Source organism: Shewanella chilikensis (genome assembly GCF_037953065.1).
Lineage (GTDB): Bacteria > Pseudomonadota > Gammaproteobacteria > Enterobacterales > Shewanellaceae > Shewanella > Shewanella chilikensis.
On the sequence record NZ_CP149966.1, the window covers coordinates 3145367 to 3160538 of the forward strand.

Here is a 15172-nt window from a genome sequence, read left to right on the forward strand (position 1 = left end):
TGGTTGTTATTACCTAAGGTGCTTTTTTATTCTTTTCCTAAAAGCCTCACGCTTATCTGGCTAGCAATCCAGTTGCCGTAACCTCAGGAGGCCAATTAAAAAACATCGCTTGCGGAAGTCATAAACTCAGAGCCCGGTTTCATCCATGCGATGACGCCATACCGCTGCCGCCAACAATAGCCAACCCACCAGGAAGCAGCTGCCACCGAGGGGGGTTACCATGCCCAGCCACTTGGTGCCGGTCAGGGCATACAGATACAGCGAGCCGGAGAACATAAAGATCCCGGCGATAAACAGCCCGGCAGCCCAGTCAATCAGACGCGACTTAAACCAGTGACCGGCAAAGGCCAAGGTTATCAAACCAAAGGTATGATAGAACTGATACTCAACCCCCAGGTTGAATATTGCAATCAACTCGGCAGGTGCAATGGTCTTGAGTCCATGGGCGCCAAAAGCTCCCAGAGCAACGGCAAAGAAACCACTGATGGCCGCCAGTAACAATAACCCCTTACGCATAACTAACTCCCGATAAATAAAAGTGATTCTTTCACTGCATCCTGCAGGTTAGCCTTAAGATCCTTTCCCGACGACTTGCGCGGCACAAAACTATGATCTCCGTCGGTAATAAAGCGTACTTTGGCCTGCTCGGGCAGCGCCCAGGAGGCCAACTGCTCGCGCTTGCCAAAGCTGTCGCGCTCGCCCTGCAGAATAAGCAGAGGCGAGGCACATTCCCACAGGGGTTCAAGTCTGGGCTCGGTCTTCTTCGGCGGCAAAAACGGATAACCAAGGCAGATAACGCCGCTGGGGGTCATTGCCAATTTATCATTGGCCGCCAGCATGGCCGCCATCCGCCCGCCCATGGATTTGCCCATCAAAAATAGTCGCTTGGGCGCAAACGCGGCAACCGCTGCCGCCAAGGTCTGCTCGAAAGACTGCAGCAGCGCAGGTGCCCGGTCCGGCGGACGCCGCTTGCCATCCTCGCCACGCTTGACCATGTAAGGAAAGTTAAACCTCAGCACGCTCGGGCCGCTGGCGGCCAACAGCGCGGCATAATCCGCCATAAAGTCGCTGTGCATATCGGCACCGGCGCCATGGGCAAACAACACCAGAGTGTCATTGTCCTTACCTTGATCCAGCAGCCAGTTAGTGTTCAAGTCCATCATTAGCCCTGTTCGAAGATACAATAATTTTCATGCTTGGATTCGAATAAACCACAATATTAAATACCGTACTTTCCTGACAAATCAATTTATTAAAAAATAGCGTTAAAAAACGACCAAGCGGTAATTATATATCTCTTACCCATACCGTTTTTACATGTTCTTTCAATAAATCAATCACACTTTGATGAATAAACACCAAGCCAAAGTCCTCTTCCAGTTTAAATATTAACCTTTGTTCCACAGGAATATTTTCCAGTTTAGAAAAATCGAACTCTGTCGAATCAGTATCTAACCAATTCAACTTACCAAATTGCTTTTCTTTATCCGTCAATCTGTACGTCTGCTGGATATAAGGCATTCGATAGTTGTCATATACCTCGAGTTGTTCATCCGAAGGTTGACTTGGCGAATTGTCAACACGAGCATCCAGCCATTCAACACCATGCTGCACCAATGGCTCCAGTTTGGATGCTATATCACCAATAATGAACAGCTTTGGAGAAAAGGTCATTTCCAATAACAGATCCGGTGCTGCAGCACCTACTGGTGCAGGTGTTTGTTGGAATGGGAAAGTATCCATATTTTGTTTAGTGAGTATCGAGTATTCATCTTTCACTTACTATTATCTCCTTGGTGCTTCATCATCGACATCAAACTTAAAAGCGGTCAGTCCACAAGCTAACCCCTGTCGAGCGATAATATACAATTCATCATATATTTCTGAAGAAAAGAAAAAGCTGTTGGTGCCTTTAACCCTAAAAATATGCCTGCGGTTCATAGGGTAGGTTTCAAGTTTTTCCCGGTCCAGATATAATTTTTGAACTAGAACGGAATGAAACGACTCTCTCTCTCTCTTCAAGAGGCACATCATAACCATGTTCTTTGGGATCGTAATGTTCAACAAAAGATTCAATATTTGACTTTTCTTCATCCAATACATCCAACTCGTTATTTATCGCGATAATATATCGCTGCTGAGTCGACAGACCATCCATGCACTGTAATTTATTGGGCAAAAAAGCGACGCCATATGGGTCAAAGCTCATAAAAACGTCTGCTATAGGTTTGGTAACGCTTAAATCCCCTGAATTTGTGATATCGAAAACAGCTTCTGAATAACTGTCTTCATCCTCCCAAATAACCGCACTCAATGCGCTCACTGGAATGTAGTCCATGTCTTCGTACAGGTGCCCTCTGTTATCAGAGCAACTAAACATGGCATCACTCTCTTCCGTGTTTTCGTTTATGTAAGCCAGTTCCATCAAAGTTCCCTATAAACTGCAAGCTTTCACTTCTTTGTAGTGCCTTCCTGTATATGCAGAGAAACGTGTTACCGACTTATCCCGGCAACAATTCACTACGTGACTCCTCAGCAAACATATCCAGCATCCATTCGCGGAACGCGACGATTTTACCTAACTCGGCATGCTTTTGCTGGCACACCAGATAATAGGCATCTTTGCTGACCAGAACCTCCTGGAACGGACAGACCAAACGCCCGGCCTTGATGTCGGGGCGGGCGAGCACGCTGTAGCCCAGAGCTACCCCCTGGCCATGGGCCGCCGCCTGCAGTACCAGAGATGAGTGGCTGAAAATTGGCCCCTGATTGACATTGACATCCGTTACGCCGCATTGGCGGAACCAGGCCTGCCAGTCATGACGGCTCATATCGTGCAGCAGGGTATGATATTTAAGATCGGCGGGCTTTTCCAATGGCTTGGGGCCGTTGAGCAGCATTGGCGAGCACACGGGGATCAACACTTCGTTGCGCAGTTTGTCGGCCCTGAGCCCGGGCCAGTTACCCTGACCATAGTAAATTGCCACATCCACATCGTCGGACAAGGCGCTGAACTCGGCATCCACCGCCTTGATCCGCACATCAATATCGGGATTCTTCTCACTGAATTTTGCCAGACGCGGCACCAGCCACTGAATGGCAAAGCTGGGCGACATGCTGACAGTCAAGGAACCCACGGCGCTGCGGGCCAACAGCCGGTCGGTGGCATCCGATAGTTGGGTAAAAATATCCTTGATATCGAGGAAGTAGCTTTGCCCCTCTTCGGTCAGTAGCAGCGAGCGGTTCTTTCGGCGAAATAATTTTAATCCCAGAAAGTCTTCCAGCGCCTTGATTTGATGACTCACTGCGGCCTGGGTAACGAACAGTTCTTCGGCGGCGCGGGTAAAGCTCAAATGCCTTGCTGCTGCCTCGAATGCCTTGACCGCATTCAGCGGAGGGAGTCGTTTTGACATAGTGATCCACTTCTCATTTTTTAATTAGTTTTTCTAATCCAGATTGTTACATTTTATCGTTTGTTAAAGCCAGCGCTTTTGGTTAAATTTTGCGCCGAAAAGTTGAATATTCAGACAATCTCTGAGCAGTCGAAGGGAAGGTCTGACACTGGCACTCAGTGCCCGTTCTCACCCGGAGGCATCCCATGTTGAACTTTAAATCCGCTTTTGTGCTCCTGCTGTTTGGCATGAGCACCAGCGCCGTGGCCGCGGAAAACCTTTCTGCGCCAACCCAAGCTCGCCCTCTGCCCAGAGTCACTGTCGAAGTCCCTGCGGTGCAGATAGACTTCAAAATGCTTGAGCAGGAGCTGAGCCATGATATTGCCGCCAGCGGCGAAGAACTCAGAACCCAAGCGCTGGACGAACCGACACTGTTGTTGGCCGAAGACGCGGCAGCCAGTCCATCAAAGGTTCAGCTTAACTGAGCCCCATTGGATTTCGCTGAGCGTCAGCAGCAAAAAAGCCGCTTCGAGAGAGGCGGCTTTTTGTTTATCAGGGGCGGTAAACCTTGACGTTACCGTGCCCTTGCTCCTGAAGGTAGAGCGCCTGCAGTTTACTCATCACGCCGCGGTCGCAATAGAGCAGATAGGTCTTGCTGCTATCAAGCTCGGCAAAGGCGCTGGCCAGTTTAAAGAAAGGAATATGAACTATCTCTGCTCCTTCCAGTTGCAGCGGCTTGCTCTCTTCCTCTTCCGGCGCCCTGATATCCAGCACCACTTCCCCCTGACCGACACTGGCGACGGTTTCGGTTTCCGTTACTTTGGTATCCATGTCGGTTGCTATCTCCCGAATATCCATAACCACGGCATCGGCGATGATCCGGTCCAGCAGATCTTCGGAAAACTTGGTTTCCTCGGCTTCAACCTTGGACAATACCGCCTTGACCGTGGGTTTTTGTGAAATCACGCCGCAGTATTCAGGCATGGACTTGGCAAAGTCTTCCGTACCTATCTTGCGGCTCTCGTTGATGATGTCCTGCTTGTCCATGGTGATCAAAGGTCTGAGGATCAGGGTATCGACACAGCGGTCAATCACATTGAGGTTGGTCAAGGTTTGGCTGGATACCTGCCCCAGGCTCTCACCTGTGACCAGTGCTTGAACCCCCATACGTTCTGCCACTCTGGCGGCGGCACGCATCATCATCCGCTTGAGTATGACGCCCATCAAGCCATTGTCTATGCGCTCGAGGATTTCGGCCACCACGGGCTCAAAGGGAACGGTCACAAACTTCACTTTATGCGACTCGCCATAGGTCTTCCACAAATGGTGCGCCACCTGCTTGACCCCGATTTCGTGCTGGGCACCGCCCAGGTTGAAGAAGCAGTAGTGGGTACGGGAACCCTTCTTGATAAATTGGAAACTGGACACCCCTGAGTCAAAACCGCCGGAGATCAGGGACAGCACATCTTCCTGGGTCGCGATCGGAAATCCACCAAGCCCGGGGATCTTTCTCTCCACCAGGTAGAGTTTGTCGTTGTTGATCTCCAGATGAATGGTCATATCCGGATCTTTGAGGCGCACACCGGCCGCTTCGGTAAACTGGTTCAGGCCACCACCTACGTAACGCTCCACATCCTGCGAACTGAAGTCGTGCTTGCCGCTGCGCTTGGCGCGGACACAGAAGGTCTTACCCGCCAGCTCGTCGGCATACACCTTGAGAGCATGCTGGTAAATATCATCAACGGTTTCAAAGCTATATTCATTGACCTGGCTGATGGTAGAAATTCCCGGAATACAAGCCAGACGCTCGGCAAAAACTTGTTTTAGCTGGGGTTTGTCTTTGGGAACCTGCACCATAATCCGATCCCACTGGCGGGTAACGGCAGCGTCTTCATCCACTTTTTTGAGTACATTGCGGATATTGGACTCGAGCATCTTGGTAAAACGCATTCTTACCGGTTTGCTCTTCATCATGATTTCTGGATACAGCTTTACGATAAACTTCATGGGGATCCCGAGGAAAAAAATTTCAAACAGCAATCGTGGGATTATAACAAAGACCCGCTAACTGGCACAGAGATTTGCCACTCCAAAGCCGTGCCCGGATTGCAGAAGCATAAAAAAAGCAGCCGTTTTCAGGCTGCTCTGATTCTGATGATACTGCGCCATCAAAGATTGGGATCGACCTCAATCTCGTCAGACTCTTTGGCCTTGCCCTGCTCAATGGAGATTTCCACCCTACGGTTACGGGCGCGATTCTCCGGCGAATCGTTGGCCACCAAAGGCGCAGTGGAAGCCATGCCCACCACTTTCATTCTGCTGGCATCAAAGCCGGACACCTTGACCAATTCGTGGGCCACCGCCACCGCCCGCTGGCTGGACAGATCCCAGTTGGAGCTGTACAGCTCATTGCTTATCTGCATGTCATCCGTGTGGCCGGAGACTGTGATGATCCCGGGTACATCTTTGAGTAGCTCACCAACCGCCTGCACCACAGGCTTGAATCTGGGTTGCAGGAACCCCGAACCTGAGGCAAAGGCGCCCTTCTCCCGGATACGGATGATAATCTGCTGCCCAAGAGACTCGATTTCAATCGCGCCGTCCACTATCTCTTTGTTGAGCGCCTCGGCCATCTTCTTGACCTGCTCGTTAATCTGATCCTGAGCCGCCTGCTGTTCCTGGGTCTTCTTGTCTTCGGCCTGCTCCTGCGCCGTGGCCGAAGCCTCGCCGCCACGTTGTTCGCCCCTTTGCTGCTGCACACCACCAGCACTGTCGTCATCCCCTTCCTGATACTCAAGGATCTGCTGGGTCATCTCGTTGGTTTGCTGGTTGATTATTTCAATCGGGGTGGGATCCGGGCGTCCGGGGCGAAACTCCAGCGCAATCACAGAGGTGCCTTTGGGAATATCTTTCACTTCCACCTTGTTCTGCACGCCGAAGGCGTATTTCATCGAGCCGGCTATCTGTTTGAACTTCATTACGTCCATTTCGGAGAAGGCCAGCAGCAACACGAAGAAACACATCAGCAGCGACATCAGGTCGGCAAAGGTTGCCAGCCACATGGGTGCGCCGGGTGGCGGACAATCACACTTGGGCTTGGCCATAGTGTTACTCTCCGTCCGTTGTATCTATTTTACGCTGCTTCTCAGACAGGTAATTTTTGAGGAAGCCCTCAATCACCCTGGGGTTCTGGCCATCCTGAATCGCCAGTACAGCGTCCATAATCAGGTTGCGGTTGAGCATCTCTTCGTTCATCCGCAGCGCCAGCTTATCGGCAATCGGGATCGCCACCATGTTGGCAATAATGGCGCCGTACAAGGTAGTCAACAAGGCCACCGCCATTGCCGGACCGATGGATTTTGGGTCATCCATGTTGGACAACATGGCCACCAGACCAATCAAAGTACCTATCATCCCCATAGCCGGCGCCACATCACCCAGTGCTTTGAAAATACTGATCCCCGCCTTATGGCGATCTTCGGTCAGCTGAATGTCTTTCTCCAGTGCTTCACGCACCACATCGCCGTCGTGGCCGTCCACCAGCATATCAATCGCTTTTTGCATAAAACTGTTGGAAATTTGCGCCTCTTCCAGCGCCAGGAAGCCCCCTTTGCGGGCGGCGTCTGCCATGGTAACCGACTGTTCAATCAACTCTTCGGGTTTGTCCAGTTTGAACATAAACGCCTTGGCGGCAATCTTGACGGCGCCTAAAAACTGCTTGAGGTTGAATTTCATCATCACCACAAACAGCGAGCCGACAAGCACAATCAATACAGAGGGTACATCGATAAAGATGGCAATGCCGCCACTGCTGACCATTGCCATGATAATAAAAGCAAAAGCACCGACCAGTCCTATCAGGGTTGCTAAATCCACAGTGGCTCCTCACCTCTAAAGCAGACCCGACACAGTGTGGCCGGGATCTCTATCCCATACAAGCCGATCCGCCCCAAAGGGTGATATAGGATCTTGGCTTTTCACAGGAGATGAATATGATAATTTTCAATAGTTTCTATTTTGAGTTATCGGACAGGGCTTAAGCAAGTTTAGGAAGATTTTAATTTTCTCCAAAAAAAATCCGCGACAAAGCGTGCTATTGAGCAAATAACGGACGCTTCAATTTGACCCTTATCGCGCCCTGATATACCTTGTGTCACGCTGAACATAACGCCAAGACACCTGCAGCCCTCCCTCTCTCCTTTTACCTTTGCACCGTGCCAATCAGGTCGCAGGAATGGGCCGGCAACCAAGGTGCATCAAGGAAACCGATTGTGGCCAAAAAACCCGAAAATCTGAGTTTTGAAGAATCTCTCAACGAACTGGAACGCATAGTCGCCGAACTGGAACGCGGTGAAGTATCGCTGGACGACGCGCTAAAACAGTTCGAACGTGGCATAGGCTTGGTACGCAGCAGCCAGGCCAAGCTGGAACAAGCACAGCAGAAAGTAGCCATACTGCTGGCCCAGGATCCCCAGGCGCCATTGAGCCCATTTACAGTCGAGGGTGAGTGAGTGTTAACCCAAGCTATTAGCCAATACCAACAGAGAGTCAATCAAAGGATTGGCACCATACTGGACACCCTGGATGATACCGAGCCCAGACTCAAGGCCGCCATGCGCCATGGAGCCCTGCTGGGTGGAAAGCGTATTCGGCCGTTTCTGGTCTACTCTGTAGGCGAGATGCTCGGCGTTCCCCTTGAACGTCTCGATGATTGCGCCGCCGCCATAGAGTGTATCCATGCTTATTCGCTGATCCATGACGATCTGCCGGCCATGGACGACGATGCCCTGCGCCGCGGTCAGCCAACCGTGCATATCGCCTTTGACGAAGCCACCGCCATTCTGGCCGGTGATGCCTTGCAAACCTTGGCCTTTGAACTTATCAGCAGCGACATTGAAGGCCTCAGCGACCGCCAACACCTGCGTCTGGTACAGGCGCTGGCAAAAGCCTCCGGCTACCGCGGTATGTGTGGCGGCCAGGCGCAGGATCTCAATGCCACAGACAAAGAGATCTCCCTTGCGCAGCTCACCGCCCTGCACAGATTGAAGACAGGGGCCCTTATCCGCTGCGCCGTCGAGTTTGCGGTAATTGCCGCCGATATTGACGCCAAAGAAGAACTGGCACTGCTGGAATACGCCGATGCCGTGGGCCTGGCGTTCCAGGTACAGGATGACATTCTCGATATTACCGGCAGCACAGAAGAGCTTGGCAAACCCCAAGGGTCGGATCTCGATGCCAACAAGAGTACCTACCCGAAACTCTTGGGGCTGGAGGGCGCCAAGACCACAGCTCAAAAACTGCTGGAAGATGCACTATCAGCGCTGGCAAAATTGCCATACAATAGCCAGTTAATTGCCGAATTCGCCCGCTATATCGTTGAGCGAAGAGTATAAAAAGAGACAAAGTATCTCGTTATGAGTCTGGATATCACTCAGTTTCCTGTGCTGGCACAGGCCAATACCCCGGAAGAGTTACGTCAACTTCCACAAAGCCTGCTCCCTCAGCTGGCCGACGAGCTCAGGGAGTTTTTATTAAAATCTGTGGGCATGTCGAGCGGTCACTTTGCCTCTGGCTTAGGTACGGTCGAACTGACCGTGGCGCTGCATTATGTCTACAACACCCCTTTCGACCGCCTGGTCTGGGATGTGGGTCATCAAGCCTATCCGCACAAGATCCTTACCGGTCGTCGCGATCGCATGCCTACCATACGCCAAAAAGGCGGTCTGCATCCTTTCCCTTGGCGGGAAGAGAGTGAATACGACACCTTCAGTGTTGGTCACTCAGGCACCTCAATTTCCGCCGCGCTGGCAATGGCCGTCGCCGCCGATAAAGAGCAAGCCGGCCGTAAAGTGGTGGCCGTGATAGGCGATGGCGCCATGACGGGCGGCATGGTATTTGAAGCCATGAATCACGCCGGCGATCTGCACAAAGACATGCTGATGGTGCTCAATGACAACGAGATGTCTATCTCGGAAAACGTCGGCGCCCTCAACAACCACCTGGCACAACTGATGTCCGGTCGCTTCTACACCACAATACGTGAGGGCGGCAAGAAGGTACTCAAGGGCATGCCCGTCATCAAAGAGATGGCGCGCCGCACCGAGGAACACCTTAAAGGCATGGTGGTTCCGGGAACCCTTTTTGAAGAGCTGGGATTCAACTACATAGGCCCTATCGATGGCCACGATGTGGATGCGCTGGTGGAAACCCTGCGTAACATGCGCAGCCTCAAGGGGCCGCAGGTACTGCATATCATGACCAAGAAAGGCAAAGGTTATGAGCCTGCAGAGAAAGATCCCATCGGCTGGCATGCGGTGCCCAAGTTTGACCCTTCACTGTTTTGCAAGCCGGCCACTAAGCCGGGCAAACCCAGTTTTTCCCAGGTGTTCGGCAAATGGCTGTGCGACATCGCCGCCAAGGATGACAAGGTACTGGGGATCACCCCGGCCATGCGTGAAGGCTCCGGTATGGTGGAGTTCTCCCAGAAATTCCCCGAGCAATACTTCGATGCCGCCATCGCCGAGCAACATGCTGTGACCTTAGGCGCAGGCTTTGCCTGTGAAGGCTATAAGCCGGTAGTGGCCATTTACTCCACCTTCCTGCAGCGCGGCTATGATCAGTTGATCCACGATGTGGCACTGCAGCGCCTGCCTGTGCTGTTTGCCATTGACCGTGGCGGCATTGTGGGCGCCGATGGCCCAACCCATCAGGGTGCCTTCGATCTCAGCTATCTGCGCTGCGTACCCAACATGGTGATAATGGCGCCATCCGATGAAAACGAGTGTCGGCAGATGCTTTACACCGGCTACTGCTACGACAAGGGCCCAAGCGCAGTGCGCTACCCTCGCGGCAATGCAACCGGCGCCGAGCAGGTTGAAGAGATGACGGCCATGGCGATAGGTAAAGGCCTTGTCAGGCGCCAGGGCAAACAGATTGCCATTCTCAACTTCGGCACTACCCTGGCTGCCAGCCTGGAAGCCGCCGAAAGCCTGGATGCCACAGTCGCCGATATGCGCTTTGTTAAACCCTTGGATGAAGATTTGATCAAGGAACTGGCCGCCAATCATGACTTGCTGGTAACTGTGGAAGAAAACGCCATCATGGGCGGCGCCGGCAGTGGCGTGCTCGAGTATCTGGCCAGCCAGGGGATCTGTAAGCCTGTTCTGCAAATTGGCCTGCCGGATGAATTTATCAAGCACGGCTCACCGGAAGAGATACTGACTGAGCTCAAGCTGGATGCCAGTGGCATTCTCGAGCAGATCCAAAACCGGTTCGCATAAGATAAGCATCCGCTATCATTATAAAAAACCGCCTCAGGGCGGTTTTTGCTTCTCCGACCACAGTAAAGCCAACTAGAGTTAAACTGAGATAGCCAAGCAGTGTCTGCAAAATAATACCTTGGCATTCTCTTATGGTTTTGGGCTTTAGCAAAGGAGGCACTGTGCCGGAAAGCAGGGCTTTGGTGTTGGGGGGCGGTGGTGCCAGGGCGGCCTATCAGGTTGGGGTGCTCAAGGCACTGGTGCAGTTTTATCCCCGCAATCACGCCATTCCATTCAAGATTGTTTGCGGCACTTCGGCCGGAGCCATCAATGGCACCGCTATCGCCACCCATGCATCCTGTTTTCATCTGGGGCTGAGAAAGCTGGAGTGGATCTGGCGTAATATCCACACAGAGAGAGTCTACCGCGCCTCCAATACCGGCGTGCTGGCACACCTGGCCAAGATGGCCCTTCGTGGCATGCAGGGGGATCTGGTCAATACCGACGCCGGCAGTTTGCTGGACAATGAACCCTTGCGGCAACTGCTCAATGAGCTGATTAACTTCGAGCGAATCGATCGCAATATCCGCGGCGGCTCCCTGATGGCACTGAGCATAGACACCTCCTGCTACAACAGCTCCCGCTCCGTGACCTTCTTTCAGGCCCACAAGGAATTGGAAAACTGGCAAAGAGCCAGACGCAGCGGCGAGCGCACCCGGCTGCACACAGAGCACCTGATGGCCAGCTCCGCCATTCCTTTGGTGTTCCCCTCAATTAAGCTGTCCCAGTCTTACTATGGCGATGGCTCAGTGCATCAATTGGCACCACTGTCCAGCCCGATACATCTGGGCGCCAAGCGGATCATGGTGATCAACCTGGACAGCCCACACAAGAACACGCCCCTTGAACTGGATTATCATCCCAAGACGGCCACCATTGCCGGTCATCTGCTGGATACCATATTTTCCGATACCCTGAACTCAGATCTGGAGCGGCTCAGGCGCATCAACAGCACTCTGGCGCTGGTGCCGGAACAGAGCCGCCAACAGTTGGATTTGAGGCCGATTGATACCTTGGTGATTAAACCCAGTGAAGATCTCAGTGAGCTGGCCAAGCGTTACTATCAGGAGCTGCCCTTCGCCATTCGCCGGCTGCTGGCTTTGATTGGCATAGACAGCCAGTCGGACACCAGTATTGTGTCTTATCTGCTGTTTGAGAACGCCTACACAGGCGCCCTGATAGATTTGGGCTATCAGGACGCCATGTGCCAGATTGATGAATTAAAAGCCTTTTTCGATATCAGTTGAGCATGAGTCAGGCGAAAAAGATAAGTAGAGCCAGCACCAGCAACACTGACACCAGAGTCACAGCGAAGGTTGGTGTGGAGCCTTGCTCCCGCTCATTGGCGGTCACGGTTATATTCTCAGCCCCCTGCTGTAAACCATGGGAACCGCTCTCTTGGTTGTCGACTATGGTTTGCACTATCTGGTGGCGCTGAAACGGAATAAAGGGCTGGTTCGGGTCGCCGACATAGAGACGCACTTCCCCCGCATCACTTCGGCTCACCAGCGGCGGCAGTATGGTCAGCGCATCCAACTGATAATCCAGGGTCAAATCTCTCAGTTGGACAAGTGTATAACCCAGCGCCTTGGCCTGATCCTGCAAGGCGGTCGACATCTCGTAGCTGGCCAGCTCGGCATCGAGAATTACCAGCTTACCGGGTTTGCCTTCGGCGTGTTGCCACAGACAGTCGGCCAGCCAGATCCCCTTGAGTGAGGCGTGACGGGCAAACAGTGCTTCCACCAGTTCCCAGGCGTCGGCCTCTCCGGTGAGCCAAGGGCTGATTTCCACATTGTTGACCCGCAGCACGCAGTCTTCACCATTGAGGCGCGCCGCCATATAGCTCAGGTAGGCTTGCTGATCTTCCAGCGGCAGCACGAGTTTGCCCGCCAGATCCAGCAACAGCACTTCATTGATATGAGCGGTCAGAATAAGCCGTTGCCAATGAATGGGTTTGAGATAGTAATCATCCGGTTGTTTAAGATTCTCTGCAAGCACCCGACTCGCCTCAGGCTCATCCATCATGGGAAGGTAGGCATAACAATGACTGGCCTGTTCATTGCCATCGATATTCACCGGCAGGATCAGCGGCACATCGCCATCACGGCAAAACAGCAGCTGCTGGGTAGAAGTCAAAATCTCAAACAGTTCCTCGAACGAGATATCGAGGCCATGATTACTGTCATGGGTCACGGTTGCCAACTCCTTGTAAGTCACTCGGGTTTGCGCTTATTCAGGAAAAGTCGCTGCAACATGCAGCCAAGCTGTCCTTCCCGGCATTCAGCTCCACAAAGGTCGCAGAGTACCCCATTTAAAGTGCAAATAAAACCAACGCCAGCGGCCGGGTAATCAGCCTTGAAGCAAAATAACTTCGGCTTTCTCCACCCTTCTGGGCTTGCCGCGAATAAGCAAGGTATCACCGGCGCGAAACTGCCAATCTTCATCCGGTGGCTCGTATTCCCTGCCGCCGCGGCGCACGGCTCTCAGTTCCACCCTGAGCTGTTGCCAGGGGATCTCGGCACTGAATTTTCCCACGGCGTTGGCGCCTCTTGGCAGAGCCACTGCATGTAGTAATTCGAGAGAGAAGTCGGCTTCCTCACCGGAAAAGAAACCGTGCAGATACTGATAATGATTGCGCCGCTCCGACTCCAGCCGTTTGAGGATCCGCGACAGCGGTACCCCTGACTGATACAACACCTGGGACACCAGCATCAAGCTGCCTTCCAGAGTTTCTGGAATAACCTGACTGGCACCGGCCTGCTCCAGTTGCTCAAGCTCGCTGTCATCCCGGGTGCGCACCATAATCTTCGCCTCGGGTGCCAATTGCCGGCACAGCACCAAGGCCTCTTCCAACTGCGGCTGCTCACAAAAGGTCAGCACTATGCTCTTGGCGTGGCGCACATTGGCTTGTTTGAGCAAACTGCGCTTACAAGCATCGCCGAAATACACAGGTTCTCCGGCCCGGCGCGCCTCGGCAACCCGGGAGGGATCCCGGTCGAGGGCAATAAAAGGGATAGCTTCGGCCTTGAGAAACCGCCCTATGGTCTGCCCAACCCGGCCATAACCCAGCAGCAGAACCAGATCTTGCTGGGGATCCAAAGGCGGCAGGTTTTCTGCCGGTTCCGGCCTGGGTTTAAGGCCCTGCAACAGCCTGGCTATGTCTATGCTATGACGCACCAATGCCGGTGCCAGCGCCATCGACAGTACGGCCACCATCACCAAAGTGTTACTGACACTGGGCGCCAACAATTGATAACTCACTGCCAGTGCCAGCACCACGAATGAAAACTCTCCCACCTGTGCCAGGCTGAGGCCGGTAGACATGGCTACCCGAAAAGGCTCTTTAACCAACCTCAGCAAAGCAAAGACAATAACTGTCTTACCGACTATAACAGCCAACAGCAACAGCAAGATTTGCCACCAATAGGCCAATACCAGACTGAAGTCGAGCAACATACCAATAGAGATAAAGAACAGCCCCATCAAGAGGTCCCGAAACGGGCGAATATCCGCCTCCAGCTGGCGCCGGTACTGACTCTCCCCCAGAAGCATCCCGGCCATAAAGGCCCCCAATGCCATGGACAACCCCAACCATTGGGTAAAGGCACCGGTCAAGAGCGCGACTACCAGAGTCGACAACACAAACAGCTCGTTGGAGCGGGAACGGGCAACTTCATCAAACAGTTTGGGCAGGGCCCACTTACCAAAGGCCATCAACACAATAAAGGCCAGGACCCCCTTCCCCAGCGCAGTCCCAAGCTGCAGGACAGTCAAAGGCTCGCTGCCATCGGCCAGCAAAGGCAGCAGAATAAGCAAGGGCACTACAGCTAAGTCCTGGAACAGCAACACACTGACCGACAGTTCGCCATGGCGGCGCTTGAGCCAGCCCTTGTCGTTAAGCAGTTTCAGCACTATGGCGGTGGAAGACAAAGCCGTCACTGAACCTATCACCAGCGCCTGAGTCACGTCGCTGATAAAGAGTAATCCGGCCCCCATGGCCAGCAAGGTGGTCAATACCACCTGAGCGCTGCCGAGGCCAAATACAGTGCGGCGCATGGCCCAGAGCCTGGGGACGGAAAATTCCAGTCCCAGGGTAAACATCAGCAGTACCACCCCAAGTTCGGCTACCGATTGCATCTGGTGCTGCGAGAACCAGTTGAATCCCGAGGGGCCACTGATAACCCCGGTCAACAGATAAGCAAGAATAGCAGGTAAGCCTACGCGCCTGAGCAAAGCTATCGCCGTTATGGCGATAACCAGCATCAGAAGGATCTGGATAAAGAATCCATGTTCCATGCACACTCCCCCGCTATCAATGGTTCAGTTCATTATTCTGTCAGTGTCAAATACTTGTCACCCCAATATACTTAGCACTACAAAGCTTAACTCAATGAGATCTCGATACAAATCAGCCCAAGGTCGACCAGGCACGAATCTTGCAAATTAACTATAGAAAAAGGT

General features: G+C 52.8%; 15 protein-coding genes. 5 read left to right on the forward strand and 10 right to left on the reverse strand.

Features of this window, described 5'->3' with window-relative positions; genetic code table 11:
- Window positions 1-126 precede the first annotated feature (126 nt).
- From WKR14_RS14245 to WKR14_RS14265, 5 genes are all read right to left on the reverse strand, one after another.
- Window positions 127-516: a DUF423 domain-containing protein gene (locus WKR14_RS14245; RefSeq protein WP_025887273.1), complete on the reverse strand. Its 390-nt coding sequence runs from the start codon at window positions 514-516 to the stop codon at window positions 127-129.
- A 2-nt stretch (window positions 517-518) separates the two neighbouring features.
- Entirely contained in the window at window positions 519-1163 is a 645-nt protein-coding gene (locus WKR14_RS14250) for an alpha/beta fold hydrolase (protein ID WP_101054987.1), read from the reverse strand.
- A gap of 124 nt (window positions 1164-1287) precedes the next feature.
- Window positions 1288-1779: a hypothetical protein gene (locus tag WKR14_RS14255; protein WP_071476301.1), complete on the reverse strand. Its 492-nt coding sequence runs from the start codon at window positions 1777-1779 to the stop codon at window positions 1288-1290.
- A gap of 172 nt (window positions 1780-1951) precedes the next feature.
- The gene (locus WKR14_RS14260; protein WP_339086590.1) at window positions 1952-2425 is read right to left on the reverse strand and encodes an imm11 family protein; all 474 of its coding nucleotides are present in this window, start codon (window positions 2423-2425) and stop codon (window positions 1952-1954) included.
- A gap of 76 nt (window positions 2426-2501) precedes the next feature.
- Window positions 2502-3413, reverse strand: coding sequence for a transcriptional regulator GcvA (locus WKR14_RS14265; RefSeq protein ID WP_025012011.1), 912 nt, complete (start codon window positions 3411-3413; stop codon window positions 2502-2504).
- 185 nt (window positions 3414-3598) lie between these two features.
- Here WKR14_RS14265 and WKR14_RS14270 point away from each other — a divergent pair, with 185 nt between their 5' ends.
- Window positions 3599-3877 (forward strand): hypothetical protein, encoded by a 279-nt coding sequence (locus tag WKR14_RS14270; RefSeq protein ID WP_339086592.1) that lies wholly within the window; start codon window positions 3599-3601, stop codon window positions 3875-3877.
- Between the two features lie 67 nt (window positions 3878-3944).
- On the opposite strand, the gene thiI is transcribed toward WKR14_RS14270, so the two are convergent.
- From thiI to pomA, 3 genes are all read right to left on the reverse strand, one after another.
- On the reverse strand, window positions 3945-5399 hold the full coding sequence (thiI, locus tag WKR14_RS14275; protein ID WP_101054983.1) for a tRNA uracil 4-sulfurtransferase ThiI: 1455 nt from the start codon (window positions 5397-5399) through the stop codon (window positions 3945-3947).
- A gap of 161 nt (window positions 5400-5560) precedes the next feature.
- The gene (locus WKR14_RS14280) at window positions 5561-6496 is read right to left on the reverse strand and encodes a flagellar motor protein MotB (RefSeq protein ID WP_101054981.1); all 936 of its coding nucleotides are present in this window, start codon (window positions 6494-6496) and stop codon (window positions 5561-5563) included.
- Between the two features lie 4 nt (window positions 6497-6500).
- The gene (gene pomA, locus WKR14_RS14285; protein WP_101054979.1) at window positions 6501-7268 is read right to left on the reverse strand and encodes a flagellar motor protein PomA; all 768 of its coding nucleotides are present in this window, start codon (window positions 7266-7268) and stop codon (window positions 6501-6503) included.
- A gap of 395 nt (window positions 7269-7663) precedes the next feature.
- Here pomA and xseB point away from each other — a divergent pair, with 395 nt between their 5' ends.
- The 4 genes from xseB (at window position 7664) to WKR14_RS14305 (ending at window position 11958) form a co-directional block, all read left to right on the forward strand.
- Window positions 7664-7903, forward strand: coding sequence for an exodeoxyribonuclease VII small subunit (gene xseB / locus WKR14_RS14290; RefSeq protein ID WP_101054977.1), 240 nt, complete (start codon window positions 7664-7666; stop codon window positions 7901-7903).
- Window positions 7904-8785 carry a (2E,6E)-farnesyl diphosphate synthase gene (gene ispA, locus WKR14_RS14295; RefSeq protein ID WP_101054975.1) on the forward strand — a complete coding sequence of 294 codons (882 nt, stop codon included), beginning with the start codon at window positions 7904-7906 and terminating at the stop codon, window positions 8783-8785. It abuts the gene before it with no gap.
- 21 nt (window positions 8786-8806) lie between these two features.
- On the forward strand, window positions 8807-10672 hold the full coding sequence (dxs, locus tag WKR14_RS14300) for a 1-deoxy-D-xylulose-5-phosphate synthase (RefSeq protein WP_339086596.1): 1866 nt from the start codon (window positions 8807-8809) through the stop codon (window positions 10670-10672).
- A gap of 161 nt (window positions 10673-10833) precedes the next feature.
- A complete protein-coding gene (locus tag WKR14_RS14305) occupies window positions 10834-11958 on the forward strand; it encodes a patatin-like phospholipase family protein (protein WP_208142928.1) in 1125 nt (374 codons plus the stop codon).
- A gap of 7 nt (window positions 11959-11965) precedes the next feature.
- Here the strand turns inward: WKR14_RS14305 and WKR14_RS14310 are convergent, their stop codons facing one another.
- Together WKR14_RS14310 and WKR14_RS14315 are read right to left on the reverse strand one after the other, a co-directional pair.
- Window positions 11966-12904: a hypothetical protein gene (locus WKR14_RS14310; RefSeq protein WP_339086598.1), complete on the reverse strand. Its 939-nt coding sequence runs from the start codon at window positions 12902-12904 to the stop codon at window positions 11966-11968.
- 156 nt (window positions 12905-13060) lie between these two features.
- Entirely contained in the window at window positions 13061-15007 is a 1947-nt protein-coding gene (locus WKR14_RS14315) for a monovalent cation:proton antiporter-2 (CPA2) family protein (RefSeq protein ID WP_208142930.1), read from the reverse strand.
- Window positions 15008-15172: the final 165 nt, after the last annotated feature.

Coding starts and splice junctions, on each gene's coding strand:
- WKR14_RS14250 (WP_101054987.1), bottom strand. CDS start 1,163: ATGATGGACTTGAACACTAACTGGCTGCTGGATCAAGGTAAGGACAAT.
- WKR14_RS14280 (WP_101054981.1), bottom strand. CDS start 6,496: ATGGCCAAGCCCAAGTGTGATTGTCCGCCACCCGGCGCACCCATGTGG.
- dxs (WP_339086596.1), top strand. CDS start 8,807: ATGAGTCTGGATATCACTCAGTTTCCTGTGCTGGCACAGGCCAATACC.
- WKR14_RS14315 (WP_208142930.1), bottom strand. CDS start 15,007: ATGGAACATGGATTCTTTATCCAGATCCTTCTGATGCTGGTTATCGCC.
- WKR14_RS14260 (WP_339086590.1), bottom strand. CDS start 2,425: ATGGAACTGGCTTACATAAACGAAAACACGGAAGAGAGTGATGCCATG.
- WKR14_RS14245 (WP_025887273.1), bottom strand. CDS start 516: ATGCGTAAGGGGTTATTGTTACTGGCGGCCATCAGTGGTTTCTTTGCC.
- thiI (WP_101054983.1), bottom strand. CDS start 5,399: ATGAAGTTTATCGTAAAGCTGTATCCAGAAATCATGATGAAGAGCAAA.
- WKR14_RS14265 (WP_025012011.1), bottom strand. CDS start 3,413: ATGTCAAAACGACTCCCTCCGCTGAATGCGGTCAAGGCATTCGAGGCA.
- WKR14_RS14270 (WP_339086592.1), top strand. CDS start 3,599: ATGTTGAACTTTAAATCCGCTTTTGTGCTCCTGCTGTTTGGCATGAGC.